The sequence below is a fragment of the Psychrobacter sp. MF31 genome (genome assembly GCF_012847335.1).
GTDB lineage: Bacteria > Pseudomonadota > Gammaproteobacteria > Pseudomonadales > Moraxellaceae > Psychrobacter.
The window spans coordinates 163,478-179,572 of record NZ_JABBDX010000004.1 but is presented as its reverse complement, the minus strand read 5'-3'; the positions used below and the strand labels follow the sequence as shown (position 1 = coordinate 179,572).

The following is a 16,095-nucleotide window of genomic DNA, read 5'->3' as shown; positions in this document are numbered from 1 at the left end:
TGAGTTATAACATAGTCGATAACTATAAGAATACGACATAGATAACGAGGACAATAACGATGAAGCACTCGCCCGAATTAACCGACATTATCATGGATTTAGATGAGCTGATCGCCGCTTGTGGTCAAGACCGGCAGTGGGTCATTGCCTTAATTGATGAAAACATCATTGACTATGACGTCACTGAGCCGCGCGGCTTTTCAGGGTTTCAGCTGACGACCGTTCGCCGAGCCTCACGCTTAAGCCGTGATTTTGATGCCAGCGTCCCTGCCATTGGGCTGATTTTAGAATTGCTTGATGAGCTTGAGCAGCTTCGCCAATTTAAACGCCAATGGCAAAGTGACCGTCCAGCCATTGAGGTGGCAGTGACGCCAAGTAAATAGTTTTTAAAATAAAGCTTTTAAAAAAATGACACTAAAAAAGGGCAATGAATGCCCTTTTTCTTTTTTAGCAATGAACCAAAAGTTATTGCACCGATCCACGAGCATATTTTGGATCAGCCGCTGCGGTGAACAGCACGTCCGTTGAGGAGTTGAGCGCCGTTTCGGTGGAGTCTTGAATCACCCCAATAATAAAGCCAATCGCAACCACTTGCATGGCAATGTCGTTTGGGATGCTAAATAAGCTGCTGGCAAGCGGGATCAGCAGCAGCGAGCCACCCGGAACGCCGGAGGCGCCGCAAGCGCTGATGGTGGCAACGAGACTTAGCAGCAGCGCTGACGCAAAGCTAACCTCAATGCCAAGCGTATGCGTTGCCGCAAGGGTAAGCACGTTAATGGTGATGGCGGCTCCTGCCATGTTGATGGTCGCGCCCAAAGGAATGGTGATGGAATACGAATCCTCTTGAAGCCCAAGCTTTTCGGCAAGGTTCATATTGACTGGGATATTTGCCGCTGAGCTTCGGGTAAAAAACGCAGTGATCCCCGATTCTTTTAAACAAGTAAACACCAGCGGATAAGGATTTTTTCCCGTTTTTAAAAAGACGATTAATGGGTTGGCAATCAGGGCAATAAATGCCATACAACCAACCAAAACGGCAAGCAAATTGGCATAGCCTTTAAGTGCTGAAAATCCAGTTTCCGCAACAGTATTGGCAACAAGTCCCAAAATACCAAAGGGCGCCAGCATAATTACCCATTTAACGACTTTAGAGATGGCATCGGCAAAGTCGGTCACCACAAGGCGTGCGGTGCTACTGGCTTGGCGTAGCGCAAAGCCAATAATCACTGCCCAAGCTAGGATTCCCATATAGTTGGCATTGGCAATAGCGTTCACCGGATTGGCAACCAAGCTTAATAATAAATTGGTCAATACTTCTTGCAGATTTGCAGGGGGGATTTGCTCAACGGTATCTTGAACTAAAACGAGCGTGGTTGGAAATAAAAAACTTGCCGCAACGGCGGTCAATGCCGCCAAAAACGTACCGATCAAATATAAAATAATGACGGGCTTTACAAACACTTCATTGCCGCTTTGGTGCTGACAAATCGCTGCCATCACCAAAACAAACACCAAAACCGGCGCTACCGCTTTGAGCGCGCCAACAAACAGCGTCCCTAACAGTCCAAGCGCGATGCCTGCACTTGGCGCAAGCCAGCCGATAAGTACCCCAAATATCAGCCCCAAAATAATCAGCGGCACCAGCCCAATGCGCTGATACGCCGCGATGAATGATTGCATGATGTCGCCCCCGTTCCTGATCAAAATGTGAATAATGAAATTTTGACTATCGATATGCTAAATTTGCAGGAATGGTAACACTTTTTAGATTGAGGGGCGAATAAAAGTCCTCTCCAAGCTGTCAAATTGAAAGCTTGAAATTCTCTAACTTGAAACTCTCTAAATTGGATTCAAAATTTTAAAATAAAACAGCTTAAACTTTAAAATGTTGCAGCTTGCAGCCTTGTGACTTATAAGCTTGGTATTTTTGCCGACCAAGCGCAGTGCTCTGCTCGTTCGGCAATACCAATTCTAAAATTCGGGAAGGGTTTGAGTTTTGAGAAGGGCTTTGAGAATGGTTTTCAGAATTTAAAACCAGCGCTTTTGGCGTTAAATTAATGACGGCTCCTGAAAAACCGTTGGGAAGGGTTGGGCTTAATAGTACTCGCGGTGAAAAGTTTTTTGGCTCAAGATTGGCATTGTCATCCAAAACTTGATGCGGAATAAAACTGGTTACTTCAAAGTCCCAAAGCTCGTCATCGATTTGCGAAAGCTTGGCGCTATCGTCACTTAAAATGACGACGGCAAGCTCGCTTTTATCAATAACAGTTTGGGTTAAGCTGCAAACAAAGCCCAAGATATCTTGGGCTTTGTTCTCACTTAAGACATAAAAACTGACGGAAACGGGCGTCATTTATAAGGCGTCAGCGCTATTTTTGAGGTATTGCATGAATAATGGCACAGGGCGACCGGTTGCGCCTTTGTCCGCTCCTGAATTCCAAGCCGTTCCAGCCACATCTAAATGTGCCCAAGCTTGACCGTCTTCAATAAAGCGCGCTAAGAAACAAGCCGCAGTGACGACGCCGGCATCGCGACCACCAATGTTTTGCATATCGGCAATCGGTGAGTCCAATTGCGATTGGTACTCATCATCAAGCGGCATGTGCCAAACCAAATCGCCCGATTGGCTGCTGGCGTTTTCAAGGGCAAAAAGCACGTCTTCATCGTTACTAAAGACTGCTGAGCGAACGTGACCTAGCGCAATCACGCAAGCACCCGTAAGCGTTGCCACATCAATGATGGCAGCTGGCTGATAGCGCTGAACGTAGCATAAAGTGTCGGCGAGCACCAAGCGACCTTCGGCGTCAGTGTTTAAAATTTCAACCGATTTGCCGTTCATGGCTTTAACGATGTCGCCTGGGCGAGTGGCATCACCTGATGGCATATTTTCCGCGCAAGCTAAAGCGCCAACGACGTTAATGGGCAATCGCGATTCGCAAAGGGCTTTGATCGTTCCTAATACCGATGCTGCGCCGCCCATGTCAAATTTCATCTCATCCATAGCAGCGCCTGGTTTAATTGAAATGCCACCTGAGTCAAAGGTCACGCCTTTACCAACCAAGGCAATTGGCGCGTCAGGGCTGATGGTTTTGTCGATGCTGTCGTCAGTTTTAGCAGATTTTTTTGGTAATTTACTGGTGATGGCTTTGACCACCCCAGATTTGGCTTTGGCGCTGAACTTTGAGCGACCTTGGTATTCTAAAATAACCAATTTGCCTTCTTTTTTCGAGCCTTGAGCCACCGCTAAAAAGCAGCCCATTCCTAATTCCGTCATTTCTTCTTGACCTAAAACATGAACGGTCAATACGTCGGAATGCGCTTTTGCCAACGCTTGCGCTTGTTCCGCAAGGTACTCAGGGAAGCAAATGTTACCGGGTTCATTGGCAACGTCTTGGGTCAGCGTTTGACCTTGAATTACCGCTTTTGCAAACTCAAGGGCAGGAGCAAAGCTGTCATCGGTCAATAAATAAATATGCGTTAATAATGGCGCTTTTTGCTCAGATTTGTACTTATCAAAGCGGTAAGTGGCGGACAATAAAGCGCGGACAAACTGGTCAAATTCTTCTTCAGCAAAGGCGTCGCCAAGCGCGATGGTCAAGGACTCAACGCGGTTTTTGGTGGCGCTATAAATGGCTTTGGCGATTTTTTGTAAGCTTGAATGATTGAGCTTATCAAGGCTTCCCACACCAACAAGAAGTAATTGAACCGGATTTTGCTTGGTGGTTTTTTTGTCGCCTGCTAGCGCATAATCGGCAACCGTTTCGCCAACTTTGCCGTCAAAATGTGCCACCTCAACCAATTGCTCAACGCGCGCTTGATATTCGCTTAATTCCGATTGAGCGATCATGGTTTTTTGGTCGTCAACCAATACCACAAGGCAAGCGGCGTCTTTGGCGGTGGGTTTTTTGAGGATCTTTTGGGTGTGCGTTTTTGGCAGCTGATTGGTCAGTTGAATGTTCATCATGATGTCCTTGGGTCAAATTATAATCATGCCAGCAGGCGGCTTATTGTTCGGTAACGTCGTGAGTTTCGATGGGTTTTAAGTGAACCACGTTTTGGCTTTATTTTTCAAACCAATTTTGGCAATTAGTGTAGCATATCTAAAAAGCTTTGCGCAGCGAGCAAGGTCGAGGTAATGTTTTCAAACACAATTTGCAGCCATTTTTTACAAAAACATGCTAGCATTAGCGGCTGCGCGGCGTCGATATCGTTCATGCCAAGCATTGCCCTAATTTTTAACAGTTTTGATAATAACGTCACCGCTAACCCGTCTAAAAAGCCAAAAAGAAAAAGAGAGTTTCATTGTGATATTGCGCCGCTACATGACTCAGCAAGTTGCCTCAACCACGGCATTGGTGCTTGGGTTTTTGGTGGTGATGATGCTTGGCGGTCGCTTGATTCGCTACTTTGGCATTGCTGCTGAAGGCGGTCTTGATGTGGGACTGCTTTTCACTATTATCGGTTACAATTTGCCGTATTTTTTAGAATTAATTTTACCGCTGTCGTTTTTTATCGCGTTGATGTTGGTGTTTGGGCGGCTCTACGTTGACCAAGAAATGGCGGTAATCAATGGTAGCGGCATCTCACGCGGCAGGCTTGGGCGATTGATGATGCCGCTGATTTTGACGCTATTTTTGGTGGAAGTTGGCTTGTCGGTGGTTGCCAAACCTTGGGGCGTTCGCGAGTCTGAAAACATCTGGAAACAGCAAGCGCTCAGCAGTGCCTTTGATTTAATCCGACCTAATGAATTTATCAGCAGCGGCAATTATCACTTATATGTCGGCAGCTTAAGCGAAGATAAAAAGCAGCTGCAAAATGTGGTCTTGATTCAAACCGAAGCCCAAGAAAAAGGTCGACCGACATTTAATGAAGTGGATGCCAAAGCGCTGGAATCGCTGCCGGATATTCCAAAAAATATCGTGAACAACGCTGATAACATCAGTAAAGACACCATTATTTTGGCAAAGCGCGCCGCTCAAGTGGAAAATCCGGCAAGCGGCATTACGCAATTGGACTTGTTCCAAGGTCGCCGCTATGAAGTTGGCGCAGGAAGTCTAAAGTACAACCAAGTGGGCTTTGACCGCTACCGAATCACTTTGACCGAGCCGCCAAAAGAAGAGGTGACCGAGGATAATATTGAAACTCAGCCCATTGCGCCACTTTGGAACGCGGCGTTTCATAACAATAACGCGGCAGCAACCACCGCTGCCCAAGGCGAGATTGGTTACCGCTTGGCGCTGCCTTGGCTGATGATTATCGCGCCGATGCTTGCTGTGCCCTTAGCGCAAGTTCGCCCAAGGCAAGGTCGTTGGCTCAGATTATTTCCGGCGGTCTTACTGTTTGTTAGCTGCGCGCTTGGGGTGATTTCTTTAAAAAATGCGGTCGGTAAAGGCAACGTCAGCATTTGGGCAAACGCTTGGCTGATTTTAGGCTTTATGGCGTTGGCGCTTTATCTCAATTGGGGCAGCCGAATTCAGCACCGATTGCGCTTTCGGATGGCAGATAAAAAAATGCTAAATAACGCCGGAGGTCAAGACTGATGGCAGCGTTTTTTAAAGCTAATAAGCAAAGCGAAACCATTAGCCCAAGCTTGTTATCCGCTAAAGTTCTTGGTCGCTATGTCAAAAAAAATGCGCTATTTGCCATTGTTGCCGCCGTTTTAGGGCTTTGGGCGCTGCAAATTGTTTTTTCGTATTTGTCCGAGCTTGATTCGTTATCCGACACTTATACCACCAGTGAGGCGCTTTGGTATATTTTTTACCGCTCGCCGTATTTTTTAGAAGAGTTTATTCCCACAGGCGCGCTGCTTGGGGCGGTCGTGGGGCTTGGGCTTTTAGCCAATAATAGCGAACTTGTTGTCATGCGCGCGGCAGGGGTCAGCGTTTATCAAATCGTTGGCTGGGCGCTGCAACCGGCGCTGATTTTTGTGTTGCTTGCCCTTGCCATCAATCAATTTGTTTTGCCGATTTCCAATCAGCGCGCCGGAGAAATTAACAACGACGATGCCACAAGCCTTGTCACTTCGGTTCGCGGTTATTGGACGGTTCAGCCAACCTTAAAATCAACGCCAAACGGCGAGGTGGTCGATGGCAACGATGTGCTTTATATTGATTATGCGGATGTGAACGGCAATATCGGTGAGGTCAAGCGCTGGCATTTGGACAATAAAGGCAATTTGCAAAGCGCCATTCACGCAAGCGGCGGCAAATATAGCGGCAAAATCCCGCTTAACCCTGAAAGCGAAACTTTGACCGAGCGCTACCGGTACAATTGGCAGCTGAACAACATGACCGAATTGACCATCAACCAAGGCTTTGATACCGCGCAAAACCGCAAGCCCTCGCAGACGCTCAGCCTACCTTTTGCGCCTGAATCGGTGTATTTATTGACTAAAAAAGCTGATGATTTATCACTCACTCAACTTTACGCGCACAGGCAATTTATGCGCGATCAAGGTAAGCGCTCACTTGACCACGAACTGGCATTTTGGCAAAAACTGCTCTCACCGTTGTCGATTTTGTCACTGGTGATTGTTGCTTGCTCGTTTGTGTTTGGCTCATTGCGCAGCCACAGCTTGGGGCTTCGTATCGTGGTGGCGCTACTTTTTGGCTTGCTGTTTAGCTATTTGCAAGATTTGGTGGGGTTTGTAGCACTTGCCGCAAACTTATCGCCACTGATTATGGTGATTTTGCCGATTGTTGCCAGTGCCGCACTTGGGCTTTATTTGCTTAAACGGCAAATGTAACCGCCTGATTTTCCATAAAATTTCGTCAGAAAAAAGCACGCTAAATCATAAAAGTTTAGCGTGCTTTTTATTTTATGCTCTTAGCTCTTATTAAAAGCGTAAAAGCTACTCTTTTACCGCCATAGTAATGGTGTAAGTCTTGCCCTGCTTGACTTTATCGCTGTTGCCAAACACTTCGGTAAACGCGCGTTTCATAAATTGCCGCAGCCCATTAATCGTCACCACATAAAAACGACCGCCCTCGCGCATTTTGGCATGGGCATCAAGCAAGTATAAATAATGCTGCTCTTTGCCAACTTTGGCAGGCAAGTTTGACATCACAAGGCTAAAGTCTTTCGTCGGGTCAACCTCGTTAAAGCCGTTGGATAAATGAACATCGACGTTCGTTAAGCCATTTTTTAGGCAGTTTCGCCGAGCATAATCGACCGCCACAAAGTCTTTATCAATCAAAGTATGCTTGCCGTTTGGGCACTCGCGCGCTGCCGTCATCCCAAGAACGCCATAGCCGCAGCCCAAGTCTATCGAGTCGTCATCGCTTTGAAAGTCCACATAATCGAGCAGCATGAGGCTGCCATCATCAAGCTTTTCAGGGGAAAAAATGCCCCAAGTGGTGGTAAAGTCAAACGGCGTGCCAAGAACGTCTTGGCGAAATTGGATGTCATCGCGCCAAAACTGCGCTTTTTTTAGCAAATCGGCGGGCGGGATATGGTTCATGGGGTTCTCGCTTGGAAATGGGGATTAACTGGCGGTTATTGTAGCGAGAAAAGGGGCGGATTGCAGCTAGGAATTGATTTAAGAATGATAACTACAACTAAAGTGAATCAAATTTGATAAACTTAAGTTTATTTAAGTGGGTTTTATAATTTTTATGGCAAATCTCGTATTTACTTCTAAAATTGATTTTTGGATTGCTGCGATACTTTTTGGGGCTATCCTATTAACAATTGCTGCTCCCTTTTGGCAATGGAAAAGGAATGGTGATGGCTCATTAGCGCAAAGCATTTTCTTAGCGTTTATGTTGCTTCCTTTTATAGCGTTGACGCTGTTACCACTCTTTAGAACAAAATATACGTTAACAGAAAGTCAGCTGCTTATAAATAATGGCTTTTTTACTCAGCGGATTGAGATTGCAAAAATTACTAAGATTACCCCAACAAGAAATATGAAATCCTCTCCCGCATTATCCTTAGATAGAATTAAAATAAGTTATCAAGGTAATTCAGTATTGATATCACCTAAAGATAAGCCGCTTTTTCTTCAAGAAATACAAGCTCGAAATCCTAATATTGCTGTAGAATATTAGATGAGCGCAAGCCTCAAAAGGCTACCCCCTCGGATGATTTTCCTGATGCAGCTTTTGCAGCCTCGCCGTTGCCACATGGGTATAAATTTGCGTCGTTGACAAATCGCTATGACCAAGCAAAAGCTGAACGCTGCGCAGATCCGCGCCATGATTGATAAGATGAGTAGCAAAGGCGTGACGCAAGGTATGCGGGGATAAGTCTTTATCGATTCCGGCGGCGCTGGCGTGTTTTTTGATAAGATACCAAAAGTTTTGCCGCGTCATATAGCCGCCTTGGGTGGTCAAAAACACCGCTTGGCAGTTGCCAGCTTTTAGATGGGCAATCAAGTGACCGCGACCAAAGGTCAGATAATTGCTCAGCGCCTCGCTTGCCAATTCCCCAAGCGGCACAAGGCGCATTTTGTTGCCTTTACCAACGATTTGCAGCCAGCCAGCGTTCAGGTTGACTTGGTCAAGGGATAAATTGACCAGCTCGCTTACTCGAAGCCCGCAAGCGTAAAGCACCTCGAGCATGGCTTTATCACGAAGTCCGATGGCGGAGCTGACATCTGGCGCGGACAATAGCCGCTCAACGTCGTCCTCGCTTAAATCTTTGGGCAGCGCGCGCCCTAGTTTTGGCGCTTTGATTTGCGAGCAGGGGTCATCCTCGCGGTAACATGAATCAATCAGCCAAGCAAAAAACTGCTTAAGGCTTGACAGCAATCTTGCTTGCGATCGCGCCGACTTTCCTGAGCGCTCAAAATCCGCAAGGCAAGCCAAAACGTCTTGCGCCGACCACTTGGGCAACGGCTTATCAATGACCGCCAAGCTTTGGGTCAAATCACGAAGATACGCGTTTCTTGACTGCGTTGCCAACCCACGAGCGAGCAGCGCTTGCCGAAACTCGGTTAAATATTCCGGTTCGTCTTTTTTTACCAAGGCTTTAGGCGCTCGCGGCAGTAGCGCGCGGTCAAGACTCATAAGGGTTCTACTATTAGCTTAAGCGCTTTTTTTCTTGACCAAATAGCGGTAAGTTGGCGCGTCATTTTCGCTTTGATTTAACGTTTCATGGCTTAACAGTTCATGCCCCAAATGACGGCAAAAATTAGGAATATCGCGGGTGGTCGCAGGGTCGGTTGCCAAAATCTCAATCACCTCGCCGCCTGAAGCATTGCGAATGGCACGGTGCAATAGCATCACAGGTTCAGGGCAAATCAGGCCTTGAGTGTCAAGCTGAAGGTCAAAAGTCGGGGTTGGGTTTTCAGTGGTCATAAGCTTAAAGTATCAAATTGGAGTGTTAACAGATTGGAAGGTTAATCGCTATATAAATAAATCGCTAAATTAATTGGTCGCCGCTAAATATTTAAAAAAGCGCTTAAAGTTGGCTTGAAATAAAAACGCCACCCCAAGCCAGCACGACAGCCCAAGCCAAATACTGTCTGAAAATAGCAAATTACCAAGCGTGACCACTATTGAAACGCCAATAGCCAGAAATACCATTGACGGCTGACTTAAGCGGTAGCGATAAATGATAAAGGCATCATAAAGGGTCACCGGAATGGTAAGAGCAATCAGCGCATACGGTAAATTAAAAAATAAGCGGTATAACAGTTGATTGTTATGAAAGGCAGTCAAGCTTGCCAGCGTTCCAAATATCAAAAACGCAGCAATGGCAGCATAAATGAGATAAATGGCGATTTTGTTGGCGCGGGCAGCCCCTTTAATCACGTGGATAACTTGCGGCGCAATGGGGCTTTTGGGGCTTGGGGTCGCAGCAGAATCTTGGCTCATAAGGGGCTCGGTGAACAATCTGAAAAACTAGAATTAAAAGTTAAAAATCAAAGTACTTTTAAAATCAATCGGCTTTAATCGCATCAATTGCCATCACGCTACTCGGGTCAGAAAAATAGCTGGATAATAAAATACACGCCGAAATGTCATCAATTTCCGCGCGAGCATCATCAATCCAGCCATTTTCCCAAGCCATTTCGCGAGCATCGACCGAGCTTAAGCGCTCATCGCAAAGGCTCACGCCAACTTTAATTCGCTGCTCCATCAATCGGTGCGCTAAGCGGCGGGCAAATTTATGAGCACGCTTGGACAGCATTGAGCTTGAGCCGTCCATGTTTAAAGGCAAGCCGACCACCACGTGATGGATGCCCCAAGTTTGGATAATGCCTAGCAAATTGTCCCAATCGGGCTGACCGTTATTCATCGCCAAAATATCAAAGCTTCGCGCCGTTTGGGTAATGGTATTGCCAAGCGCCATTCCCATTTTTTTGACGCCATAATCAAGCCCTAAAATCAGCTTATCCGTGGTAGTTTGTGTCATAAAAGCTGTTGCCCGTTTGCCCAATTACTTGTTGTGAGTTTATGCTAAAACGCTTTACGCGTGACCGATATCATCGCTTAGATAATCAAAATTCACCCCGATTTTATCTGCAGCTACTTGCCAACGCTTATCAAAGGGCGTATCAAAAAGCAAAGTCAAGTCGGCAGGGCAAACTAGCCAATCGCCAGTGTCAAGCTCACGCTCAAGCTGCTTTTTGCCCCAACTGGCGTGACCTAAACACAAGTAATAATGACCAACGCTTTGGCTTGTGGCAATGCGTTTAAGCACGTCTTGGCTTGTGGTAATGCAGACGTTTTCAGAGATGGCAAATGACGATGCCCACTCCGGCTGACCAGTATGCAGCACAAAGCCAATCTCAGGATACATAGGACCGCCGACAAGCGGAACGTCATTCATGACCTCAGGGCTATTGACTTCAATATTTAAGTCCTCAAGCAGTTTGCCAACGCGAGCGTTATCAATCGGGCGATTGACCATCAGCCCAAGCGCGCCGTGCTCATCATGGCGGCAAATATAAATGAGCGCCTTTTCAAACCTTGGATCACTAAGGCTTGGGGCGGCAATTAAAAAGTGGTGCGTCAAATTGGCTTTGGTCATAAGGTTTTGTTTTCAACGTAATGGATCAACGTAAAGTTACCAACATAGTATTTGGCAAAAGATAGTAATTGGCAAAAGGCATTTAAACAATATGGCGATCATGACACGAAAATCAACCAAACGCCAATTTACGTCAGTAAGCGTTGACCATTAAAAAATCCGCCATTATGACCCAATGGCATCAAGCAAGCTTTGAGCGTGGCGTCGGGTAACCTCAGTAATCACCACGCCGCCTGACATCCTTGCCAACTCATCAACTTTGGCGTCATCGGTTAAGACAATCAGTTCGCTTTTTGATTGCTCATCATGATGCTTTTTTACCAAAATGTGCTGATGGGCTTGCGCGGCAACTTGAGCTTGGTGAGTGATGGCAAGCAGCTGCTGAGTATTACCGAGCGATCGCAAAAGCTCACCGACCACCTGAGCGGTCGCCCCACTAATACCAACGTCAACCTCATCAAAAACCAGCATCGGTTTTGCTGCATGATAATCGGCATGAGTGACCTCAAGCACCTGCATGACCAGCGCCATTCGTGACAACTCGCCGCCTGAGGCAACTTTGTGCAAAGGCTGCATGGGCATTCCCACGTTGGCGCTAAACAGCAGCTCAATGTCATGCGTTCCTTGAGCGTTAAAAAGGCTATCGCTGGCTTTTTTGGCAAACACAAACTCGCAGCGCGCATTAGGCAGAGCAAGCGGTTTTAGTTTTTCGACCAGTTTTTTGGCAATTGCTGGTGCTGCCTTTTGCCGTTTTTCGGTTAAATCTTTGGCAGCAGTTAAATAGTCTTGCCAAGCTTCCTTAATTTGCGCGGCTAAGTCTTCCGACGTTGGCTCATTTTCAAGGGCTTCCAATTGCGCTTGCCAAACTTTCGCCTCGGCAATCAGCTCATTGGCAGGCAAGTGGTGCTTTCGCGATAATCTGTGACCCAAGGCAATCAGCTCATTTAAAGATTGCAAGCGCTCAGGGTCAGGCAATTGCTGATCAGCATAATCCGACAGCGCGTTGGTGACGTCCATCAGCTGCTGCTGCGCCAAATAAAGCTGCTCGGATGCTTGGCTAAAGGTGGCGCTGACCCCGACTTGTTGGTCGCAAATTTTGATCGCTTGACCAATGAGCGTCATCACATCAGGCGCGTCAGTGTCATTATCGAGTAAATGCAGAGCATGACTTGCCTCTTGCATGAGCGCTTCGATATTGGACAATTCCTCATGCTCAGCTTCAATCTCGCCATAATCAACGCTAAGCAAGGGCGCGACATCGCTCAGTTGATTTTGCAACAGTTGGATACGGTCAGCGCGTTGGGCTTCGCGCTCGGCAAGGCTTACAGCGGTACGCTTTAATGCTTGATAATGGGAAAACTTTTCGGCGACGGCTTTAGCAAGTGGGGTAAGCTTTGCCATGTCATCAAGCCACTCGACCACAAATTGCGGCTTTAACAGTGCTTGCTGAGCGTGCTGACTGTGAATGTTGATAAGCAGTGCGCCAAGCTCTTTGAGTTCGGCAATGCTGACAGGAGCGCCATTTACCCAAGCTTTAGAGCGACCGTTTTGGCTTAACTGGCGGCGGATTAACACCTCATCGTCCTCAAGATTGCGATCATGAGCGGCAAACCAATCTTTGACCAAGCGATTGTCCGTGACCTCAAACAGCGCAAAGATATCGGCAGATGCCGCGCCATGACGCACCATCGAGCTTGCCGCGCGCTCCCCTGAACAAAGCGAAAGGGCGTCCAGCAGCAAGGATTTTCCTGCGCCAGTTTCGCCAGTGATGACATTAAACCCAGAAGCAAGACTCAGCTCGTGCTCATCAACAAGCGCAAATTGGTGTAAGGTTAACGATATCAGCATCAACGCCTCTCATGGCTATTTAGTGACAGATAAAATGGGGATGACCACGCGCATTACAATAAATTAAGCGCGCTCATCAGCGGTGCTTCGGCGTAAAAATTGTGGTAAATTAGCCTTAATTTATTGCTTGAGTCGTCATAAGTTTTGTACCGCTAACCTCACCTAGAACCTAACGGCAAATTATCCCACCAAGATTGCCAACGATGGTAACAAACTTTGTAGAAATAATGTGGTAGCATAATCTCACCAAATCAAAACGAATGGCGACATCCTACTTATCTCTGTGCGATTTTAGCATAAAGAGGCGCACAATTAAGTCACGAATTAAACCAAAATTCAGTTGTTTAATCAGTCACTTATTTATCCTCTAAATCGTTATTTAATAAGGAAATCCTTATGTCAGTGACCCAATATAACAATGTGACCATCAATGTTGAGGCAAGCATCTCTTATGATGGTCGCTGCTCAAGTCATACGATTTTGTTTGAAGATGGTCGCCACAAAACCATTGGCGTCATTTTGCCTTGTGACAACACCGTTGAGAGCTACAAATTTATCACCAACACCTCTGAAAAAATCGAAATTATCAGCGGTGACTGTGAAGTTAAGGTCGAAGGCGAAGAAGACTTTACTTATTATGGCACCAACCACTCGTTTTTTGTTCAAGGCAACAGCAGCTTTCAAATCAAAACAGAAACCATCGTTCAGTATATTTGCCATTTAGAAGGTTAAGATCACAAGATCAATCGTTAAAACGTTGAATATCTAACATTGATCAACATCCAAAAGTGAAATCTTATTAAAGGCTAAAGCGTTGATAAAAACAGTTAGCCTATTTTTTTGTAAAATTAAGAGTTAGGATAAATATGGCAAAGCCTTGTTATTTTTATGGCAGTCACGCCATTGAGGCGCTGTTAAAAGCGCGACCGCTGGATGCGCTCAGCTTGTTTGTTCAGCCCAATCGCGAAAGTGATGCTCAAGTTGCCGCGATTATGGCAGCGGCAAAAGCGGGCGGCGTGAGCATCCAATCCGCGCAAAAGGACAAATTGACTCAGCTTTGCGGTAGCCCGCAGCACCAAGGCGTGGTACTTGCTGCGCGAGCGCTTAATTTTGCCAATGAAAGCGTTCTAGATGACCTCATTCAAAATCCGAGCTGTTTATTGCTCGTTCTTGATCAAATCACCGACGCTCACAATTTAGGCGCATGTTTGCGATCAGCAGTGGCAATGGGCGTTGATGCGGTGATTTGCCCAAAACACCACGCGGCAAGCCTAACCCCAACCGTTGCCAAAGTTGCGGTTGGCGCGGCAGAACTGATACCAGTTGTCAGCGTGACCAATTTGGCAAGAACGCTTTCGCAAATTAAGCAAGCCGGCGTGTTTGTCTTTGGGACGGCGCTTGATGACACCGCAAAGCCGATTTTTGAGGCGGACTTTAGCGGTAAAGTGGCGCTGGTCATGGGATCGGAGGGCGAGGGGATGCGCCAATTGACCATCAAAAGCTGTGATGAGCTGGTTTATATTCCAATGAGTGGCAATCAATTTGGCAATTTGCAAAGCCTAAACGTCAGCGTTGCCACCGGAATGGCGCTTTATGAAATTCATCGTCAGCGCTTACAGGATTAAGCTTGCCTTGATTAAGCTAACCTTGCTTTGATTGCTTCAAGTAAAGCTTGTGCAGCGGCGCAAGTTTTTCATAAAAGGCGTCTAAATTACCATCGTTAATGACCACATCGTCAGCGTGGCGGCAGCGCTCCTCACGGCTTAATTGATTTGCCATGATGGCTTTGATGCGGCTGATGCTTTGGGCATCGCGGCGGCTGGCGCGCTCAAGCTGAATGGCTTCACTGGCGTCAATGACTAAAATGCGCTGGCAAAGGTTGGCAAGTCCGGCTTCCGCGCCTTCAATCAACAGCGGCGCGGACAAGATCACATAATCTGAGGTACTTGCCGCAAGTTTGGTTTTTGCCGCTTCACGAATCGCCGGATGGGTGATGGCTTCAAGATCCATCAGCGCGTCCGGTGAGCTAAACACCAAATTGCGAACGGCAGCGCGATCCATCTCACCATTGTCTTGAATGACCCAATCGCCAAACTTTCGCTGCAATTTTTTAAGCGTTTTACTGCCTTTTGCCATCACTTCATGGGCGATCACGTCAGCATCAATAATATCAATGCCTTGCTTAGCAAACCACTGCGTTGCCGCTGATTTTCCGCTGCCGATCCCGCCCGTTAGTCCCACCACAAAGCGCTTTGGGGTCGACAGTTCAGGACTTGATTGAAAAAGTGAGGGCGTTGCAGCAAAATTGGACATAGCAATAACTTCATTAAATGAATAAATGACGGTTTTAAAACGTCGGATTGGGTATTACGCATACATTCCTAGATACCAAGACATAATGTCAGTGCCATATAATAAGGCAATGATACCAGCAATAGCAATATAAGGTCCAAAGGCAAACGGTCGGCTCGACCCTTCTTTTTTAAGCAGGATCACGCCAACGATCGCCCCTAAAAACGACGACAGCAAAATAATCAGCGGCAGCATTAAAGGTCCAAGCCAAGCGCCCAAAACGGCAAGCAGCTTAAAGTCGCCTTGACCCATGCCTTGTTTTTTGGTGATGAGGTAAAACACCTTGACCACCACCCAAAGCCATAAAAAGCCAAATAATAAGCCCCAAATGGCATCGGTTGGCGATACAAAAAGGTGCTTGGCGTTGACCAAAAGCCCAAGACCACCAAGCGGAAAAGTGATTTTATCAGGAAGCAGTTGGGTATCAAAATCAATGCCAGTCAGCGCAATCAGTCCCCAAACCAACACTAAGGCAGAAGCGCCCGACCAAGTCACGCCAAAATGATAAATGACCAAGACCGATAACAGCGCGGTGATGATCTCAACGATGGGGTAGCGAATGCTAATGGGCGCTTTACACGCCGAGCAGCGACCGCGAAGCATAAGCCAGCTTATCAGCGGAATATTTTCATAAAAACGGATGCCGTGATTGCAATTTGGGCAGCGAGAGGCAGGCGTGCTTAATGTCATCAGCGAATCGGTAGCAATAATTGCTGCAATCGCTTCTGAGTGCGCTTTTGGAAGGTCTGCCTCGTGGGTTAAAAACGTGCTGCATTCCGCCCGCCATTCACGAATCATCATGAGCGGTAAGCGGTGAATCACCACATTTAAAAAACTGCCCACACAAAGTCCTAAAATGCCAACTACTATCAAGGCGAGCGCCAAATTGTCTTGCAGTAACGCGATAACTTGCATCAA

18 protein-coding genes are annotated in these 16,095 nt (G+C 46.8%); 6 read left to right on the top strand and 12 right to left on the bottom strand.

Annotated elements, in window-relative coordinates; all coding sequences use genetic code 11:
* Window positions 1-59: 59 nt before the first annotated feature.
* Window positions 60-383 carry a chaperone modulator CbpM gene (locus tag HF322_RS07125; protein ID WP_169392714.1) on the top strand — a complete coding sequence of 108 codons (324 nt, stop codon included), beginning with the start codon at window positions 60-62 and terminating at the stop codon, window positions 381-383.
* Window positions 384-465: 82 nt separating this feature from the next.
* On the opposite strand, the gene sstT is transcribed toward HF322_RS07125, so the two are convergent.
* The 3 genes from sstT to HF322_RS07110 all read right to left on the bottom strand — a co-directional run bounded on the left by sstT (window position 466) and on the right by HF322_RS07110 (window position 3,961).
* Entirely contained in the window at window positions 466-1,680 is a 1,215-nt protein-coding gene (sstT, locus tag HF322_RS07120; protein WP_169392713.1) for a serine/threonine transporter SstT, read from the bottom strand.
* Between the two features lie 193 nt (window positions 1,681-1,873).
* Window positions 1,874-2,353 carry a DNA polymerase III subunit chi gene (locus HF322_RS07115; RefSeq protein WP_169392712.1) on the bottom strand — a complete coding sequence of 160 codons (480 nt, stop codon included), beginning with the start codon at window positions 2,351-2,353 and terminating at the stop codon, window positions 1,874-1,876.
* Window positions 2,354-3,961, bottom strand: a complete 1,608-nt coding sequence (locus tag HF322_RS07110; RefSeq protein ID WP_169392711.1) for a leucyl aminopeptidase — start codon at window positions 3,959-3,961, stop codon at window positions 2,354-2,356.
* 361 nt (window positions 3,962-4,322) lie between these two features.
* Here HF322_RS07110 and lptF point away from each other — a divergent pair, with 361 nt between their 5' ends.
* Both lptF and lptG read left to right on the top strand, forming a co-directional pair.
* Window positions 4,323-5,540 carry an LPS export ABC transporter permease LptF gene (gene lptF, locus HF322_RS07105; protein WP_169392710.1) on the top strand — a complete coding sequence of 406 codons (1,218 nt, stop codon included), beginning with the start codon at window positions 4,323-4,325 and terminating at the stop codon, window positions 5,538-5,540.
* Window positions 5,537-6,745 (top strand): LPS export ABC transporter permease LptG, encoded by a 1,209-nt coding sequence (gene lptG / locus HF322_RS07100; protein WP_169392812.1) that lies wholly within the window; start codon window positions 5,537-5,539, stop codon window positions 6,743-6,745. The genes lptF and lptG overlap by 4 nt, the downstream gene beginning before the upstream one ends.
* A gap of 105 nt (window positions 6,746-6,850) precedes the next feature.
* On the opposite strand, the gene HF322_RS07095 is transcribed toward lptG, so the two are convergent.
* A complete protein-coding gene (locus HF322_RS07095) occupies window positions 6,851-7,459 on the bottom strand; it encodes a class I SAM-dependent methyltransferase (protein ID WP_169392709.1) in 609 nt (202 codons plus the stop codon).
* A 154-nt stretch (window positions 7,460-7,613) separates the two neighbouring features.
* On the opposite strand from HF322_RS07095, the gene HF322_RS07090 reads away from it, so the two are divergent.
* On the top strand, window positions 7,614-8,048 hold the full coding sequence (locus tag HF322_RS07090) for a PH domain-containing protein (protein WP_169392708.1): 435 nt from the start codon (window positions 7,614-7,616) through the stop codon (window positions 8,046-8,048).
* 21 nt (window positions 8,049-8,069) lie between these two features.
* Here the strand turns inward: HF322_RS07090 and xerD are convergent, their stop codons facing one another.
* The 6 genes from xerD to recN all read right to left on the bottom strand — a co-directional run bounded on the left by xerD (window position 8,070) and on the right by recN (window position 12,825).
* Window positions 8,070-9,008 carry a site-specific tyrosine recombinase XerD gene (gene xerD, locus HF322_RS07085; RefSeq protein ID WP_169392707.1) on the bottom strand — a complete coding sequence of 313 codons (939 nt, stop codon included), beginning with the start codon at window positions 9,006-9,008 and terminating at the stop codon, window positions 8,070-8,072.
* Between the two features lie 18 nt (window positions 9,009-9,026).
* Window positions 9,027-9,299, bottom strand: a complete 273-nt coding sequence (gene tusA / locus HF322_RS07080; RefSeq protein WP_169392706.1) for a sulfurtransferase TusA — start codon at window positions 9,297-9,299, stop codon at window positions 9,027-9,029.
* 69 nt (window positions 9,300-9,368) lie between these two features.
* Window positions 9,369-9,818: a hypothetical protein gene (locus tag HF322_RS07075; protein WP_223193214.1), complete on the bottom strand. Its 450-nt coding sequence runs from the start codon at window positions 9,816-9,818 to the stop codon at window positions 9,369-9,371.
* Between the two features lie 64 nt (window positions 9,819-9,882).
* Entirely contained in the window at window positions 9,883-10,359 is a 477-nt protein-coding gene (ruvX, locus tag HF322_RS07070; RefSeq protein ID WP_169392705.1) for a Holliday junction resolvase RuvX, read from the bottom strand.
* 54 nt (window positions 10,360-10,413) lie between these two features.
* Window positions 10,414-10,977: a YqgE/AlgH family protein gene (locus HF322_RS07065; RefSeq protein ID WP_169392704.1), complete on the bottom strand. Its 564-nt coding sequence runs from the start codon at window positions 10,975-10,977 to the stop codon at window positions 10,414-10,416.
* A gap of 165 nt (window positions 10,978-11,142) precedes the next feature.
* Window positions 11,143-12,825 (bottom strand): DNA repair protein RecN, encoded by a 1,683-nt coding sequence (gene recN, locus HF322_RS07060; protein ID WP_169392703.1) that lies wholly within the window; start codon window positions 12,823-12,825, stop codon window positions 11,143-11,145.
* Between the two features lie 396 nt (window positions 12,826-13,221).
* On the opposite strand from recN, the gene HF322_RS07055 reads away from it, so the two are divergent.
* Window positions 13,222-13,557 carry a pyrimidine/purine nucleoside phosphorylase gene (locus tag HF322_RS07055; RefSeq protein WP_169392702.1) on the top strand — a complete coding sequence of 112 codons (336 nt, stop codon included), beginning with the start codon at window positions 13,222-13,224 and terminating at the stop codon, window positions 13,555-13,557.
* A 134-nt stretch (window positions 13,558-13,691) separates the two neighbouring features.
* The gene (rlmB, locus tag HF322_RS07050) at window positions 13,692-14,450 is read left to right on the top strand and encodes a 23S rRNA (guanosine(2251)-2'-O)-methyltransferase RlmB (RefSeq protein WP_169392701.1); all 759 of its coding nucleotides are present in this window, start codon (window positions 13,692-13,694) and stop codon (window positions 14,448-14,450) included.
* Between the two features lie 16 nt (window positions 14,451-14,466).
* Here rlmB and coaE read toward each other — a convergent pair whose 3' ends face one another.
* Together coaE and HF322_RS07040 are read right to left on the bottom strand one after the other, a co-directional pair.
* Window positions 14,467-15,138: a dephospho-CoA kinase gene (gene coaE / locus HF322_RS07045; RefSeq protein ID WP_169392700.1), complete on the bottom strand. Its 672-nt coding sequence runs from the start codon at window positions 15,136-15,138 to the stop codon at window positions 14,467-14,469.
* A 54-nt stretch (window positions 15,139-15,192) separates the two neighbouring features.
* Window positions 15,193-16,092: an A24 family peptidase gene (locus tag HF322_RS07040; RefSeq protein WP_169392699.1), complete on the bottom strand. Its 900-nt coding sequence runs from the start codon at window positions 16,090-16,092 to the stop codon at window positions 15,193-15,195.
* Window positions 16,093-16,095: the final 3 nt, after the last annotated feature.

Coding starts and splice junctions, on each gene's coding strand:
- HF322_RS07125 (WP_169392714.1), top strand. CDS start 60: ATGAAGCACTCGCCCGAATTAACCGACATTATCATGGATTTAGATGAG.
- sstT (WP_169392713.1), bottom strand. CDS start 1,680: ATGCAATCATTCATCGCGGCGTATCAGCGCATTGGGCTGGTGCCGCTG.
- HF322_RS07115 (WP_169392712.1), bottom strand. CDS start 2,353: ATGACGCCCGTTTCCGTCAGTTTTTATGTCTTAAGTGAGAACAAAGCC.
- HF322_RS07110 (WP_169392711.1), bottom strand. CDS start 3,961: ATGAACATTCAACTGACCAATCAGCTGCCAAAAACGCACACCCAAAAG.
- lptF (WP_169392710.1), top strand. CDS start 4,323: ATGACTCAGCAAGTTGCCTCAACCACGGCATTGGTGCTTGGGTTTTTG.
- HF322_RS07095 (WP_169392709.1), bottom strand. CDS start 7,459: ATGAACCATATCCCGCCCGCCGATTTGCTAAAAAAAGCGCAGTTTTGG.
- HF322_RS07090 (WP_169392708.1), top strand. CDS start 7,614: ATGGCAAATCTCGTATTTACTTCTAAAATTGATTTTTGGATTGCTGCG.
- xerD (WP_169392707.1), bottom strand. CDS start 9,008: ATGAGTCTTGACCGCGCGCTACTGCCGCGAGCGCCTAAAGCCTTGGTA.
- tusA (WP_169392706.1), bottom strand. CDS start 9,299: ATGACCACTGAAAACCCAACCCCGACTTTTGACCTTCAGCTTGACACT.
- HF322_RS07075 (WP_223193214.1), bottom strand. CDS start 9,818: ATGAGCCAAGATTCTGCTGCGACCCCAAGCCCCAAAAGCCCCATTGCG.
- ruvX (WP_169392705.1), bottom strand. CDS start 10,359: ATGACACAAACTACCACGGATAAGCTGATTTTAGGGCTTGATTATGGC.
- HF322_RS07065 (WP_169392704.1), bottom strand. CDS start 10,977: ATGACCAAAGCCAATTTGACGCACCACTTTTTAATTGCCGCCCCAAGC.
- recN (WP_169392703.1), bottom strand. CDS start 12,825: ATGCTGATATCGTTAACCTTACACCAATTTGCGCTTGTTGATGAGCAC.
- HF322_RS07055 (WP_169392702.1), top strand. CDS start 13,222: ATGTCAGTGACCCAATATAACAATGTGACCATCAATGTTGAGGCAAGC.
- rlmB (WP_169392701.1), top strand. CDS start 13,692: ATGGCAAAGCCTTGTTATTTTTATGGCAGTCACGCCATTGAGGCGCTG.
- coaE (WP_169392700.1), bottom strand. CDS start 15,138: ATGTCCAATTTTGCTGCAACGCCCTCACTTTTTCAATCAAGTCCTGAA.
- HF322_RS07040 (WP_169392699.1), bottom strand. CDS start 16,092: ATGCAAGTTATCGCGTTACTGCAAGACAATTTGGCGCTCGCCTTGATA.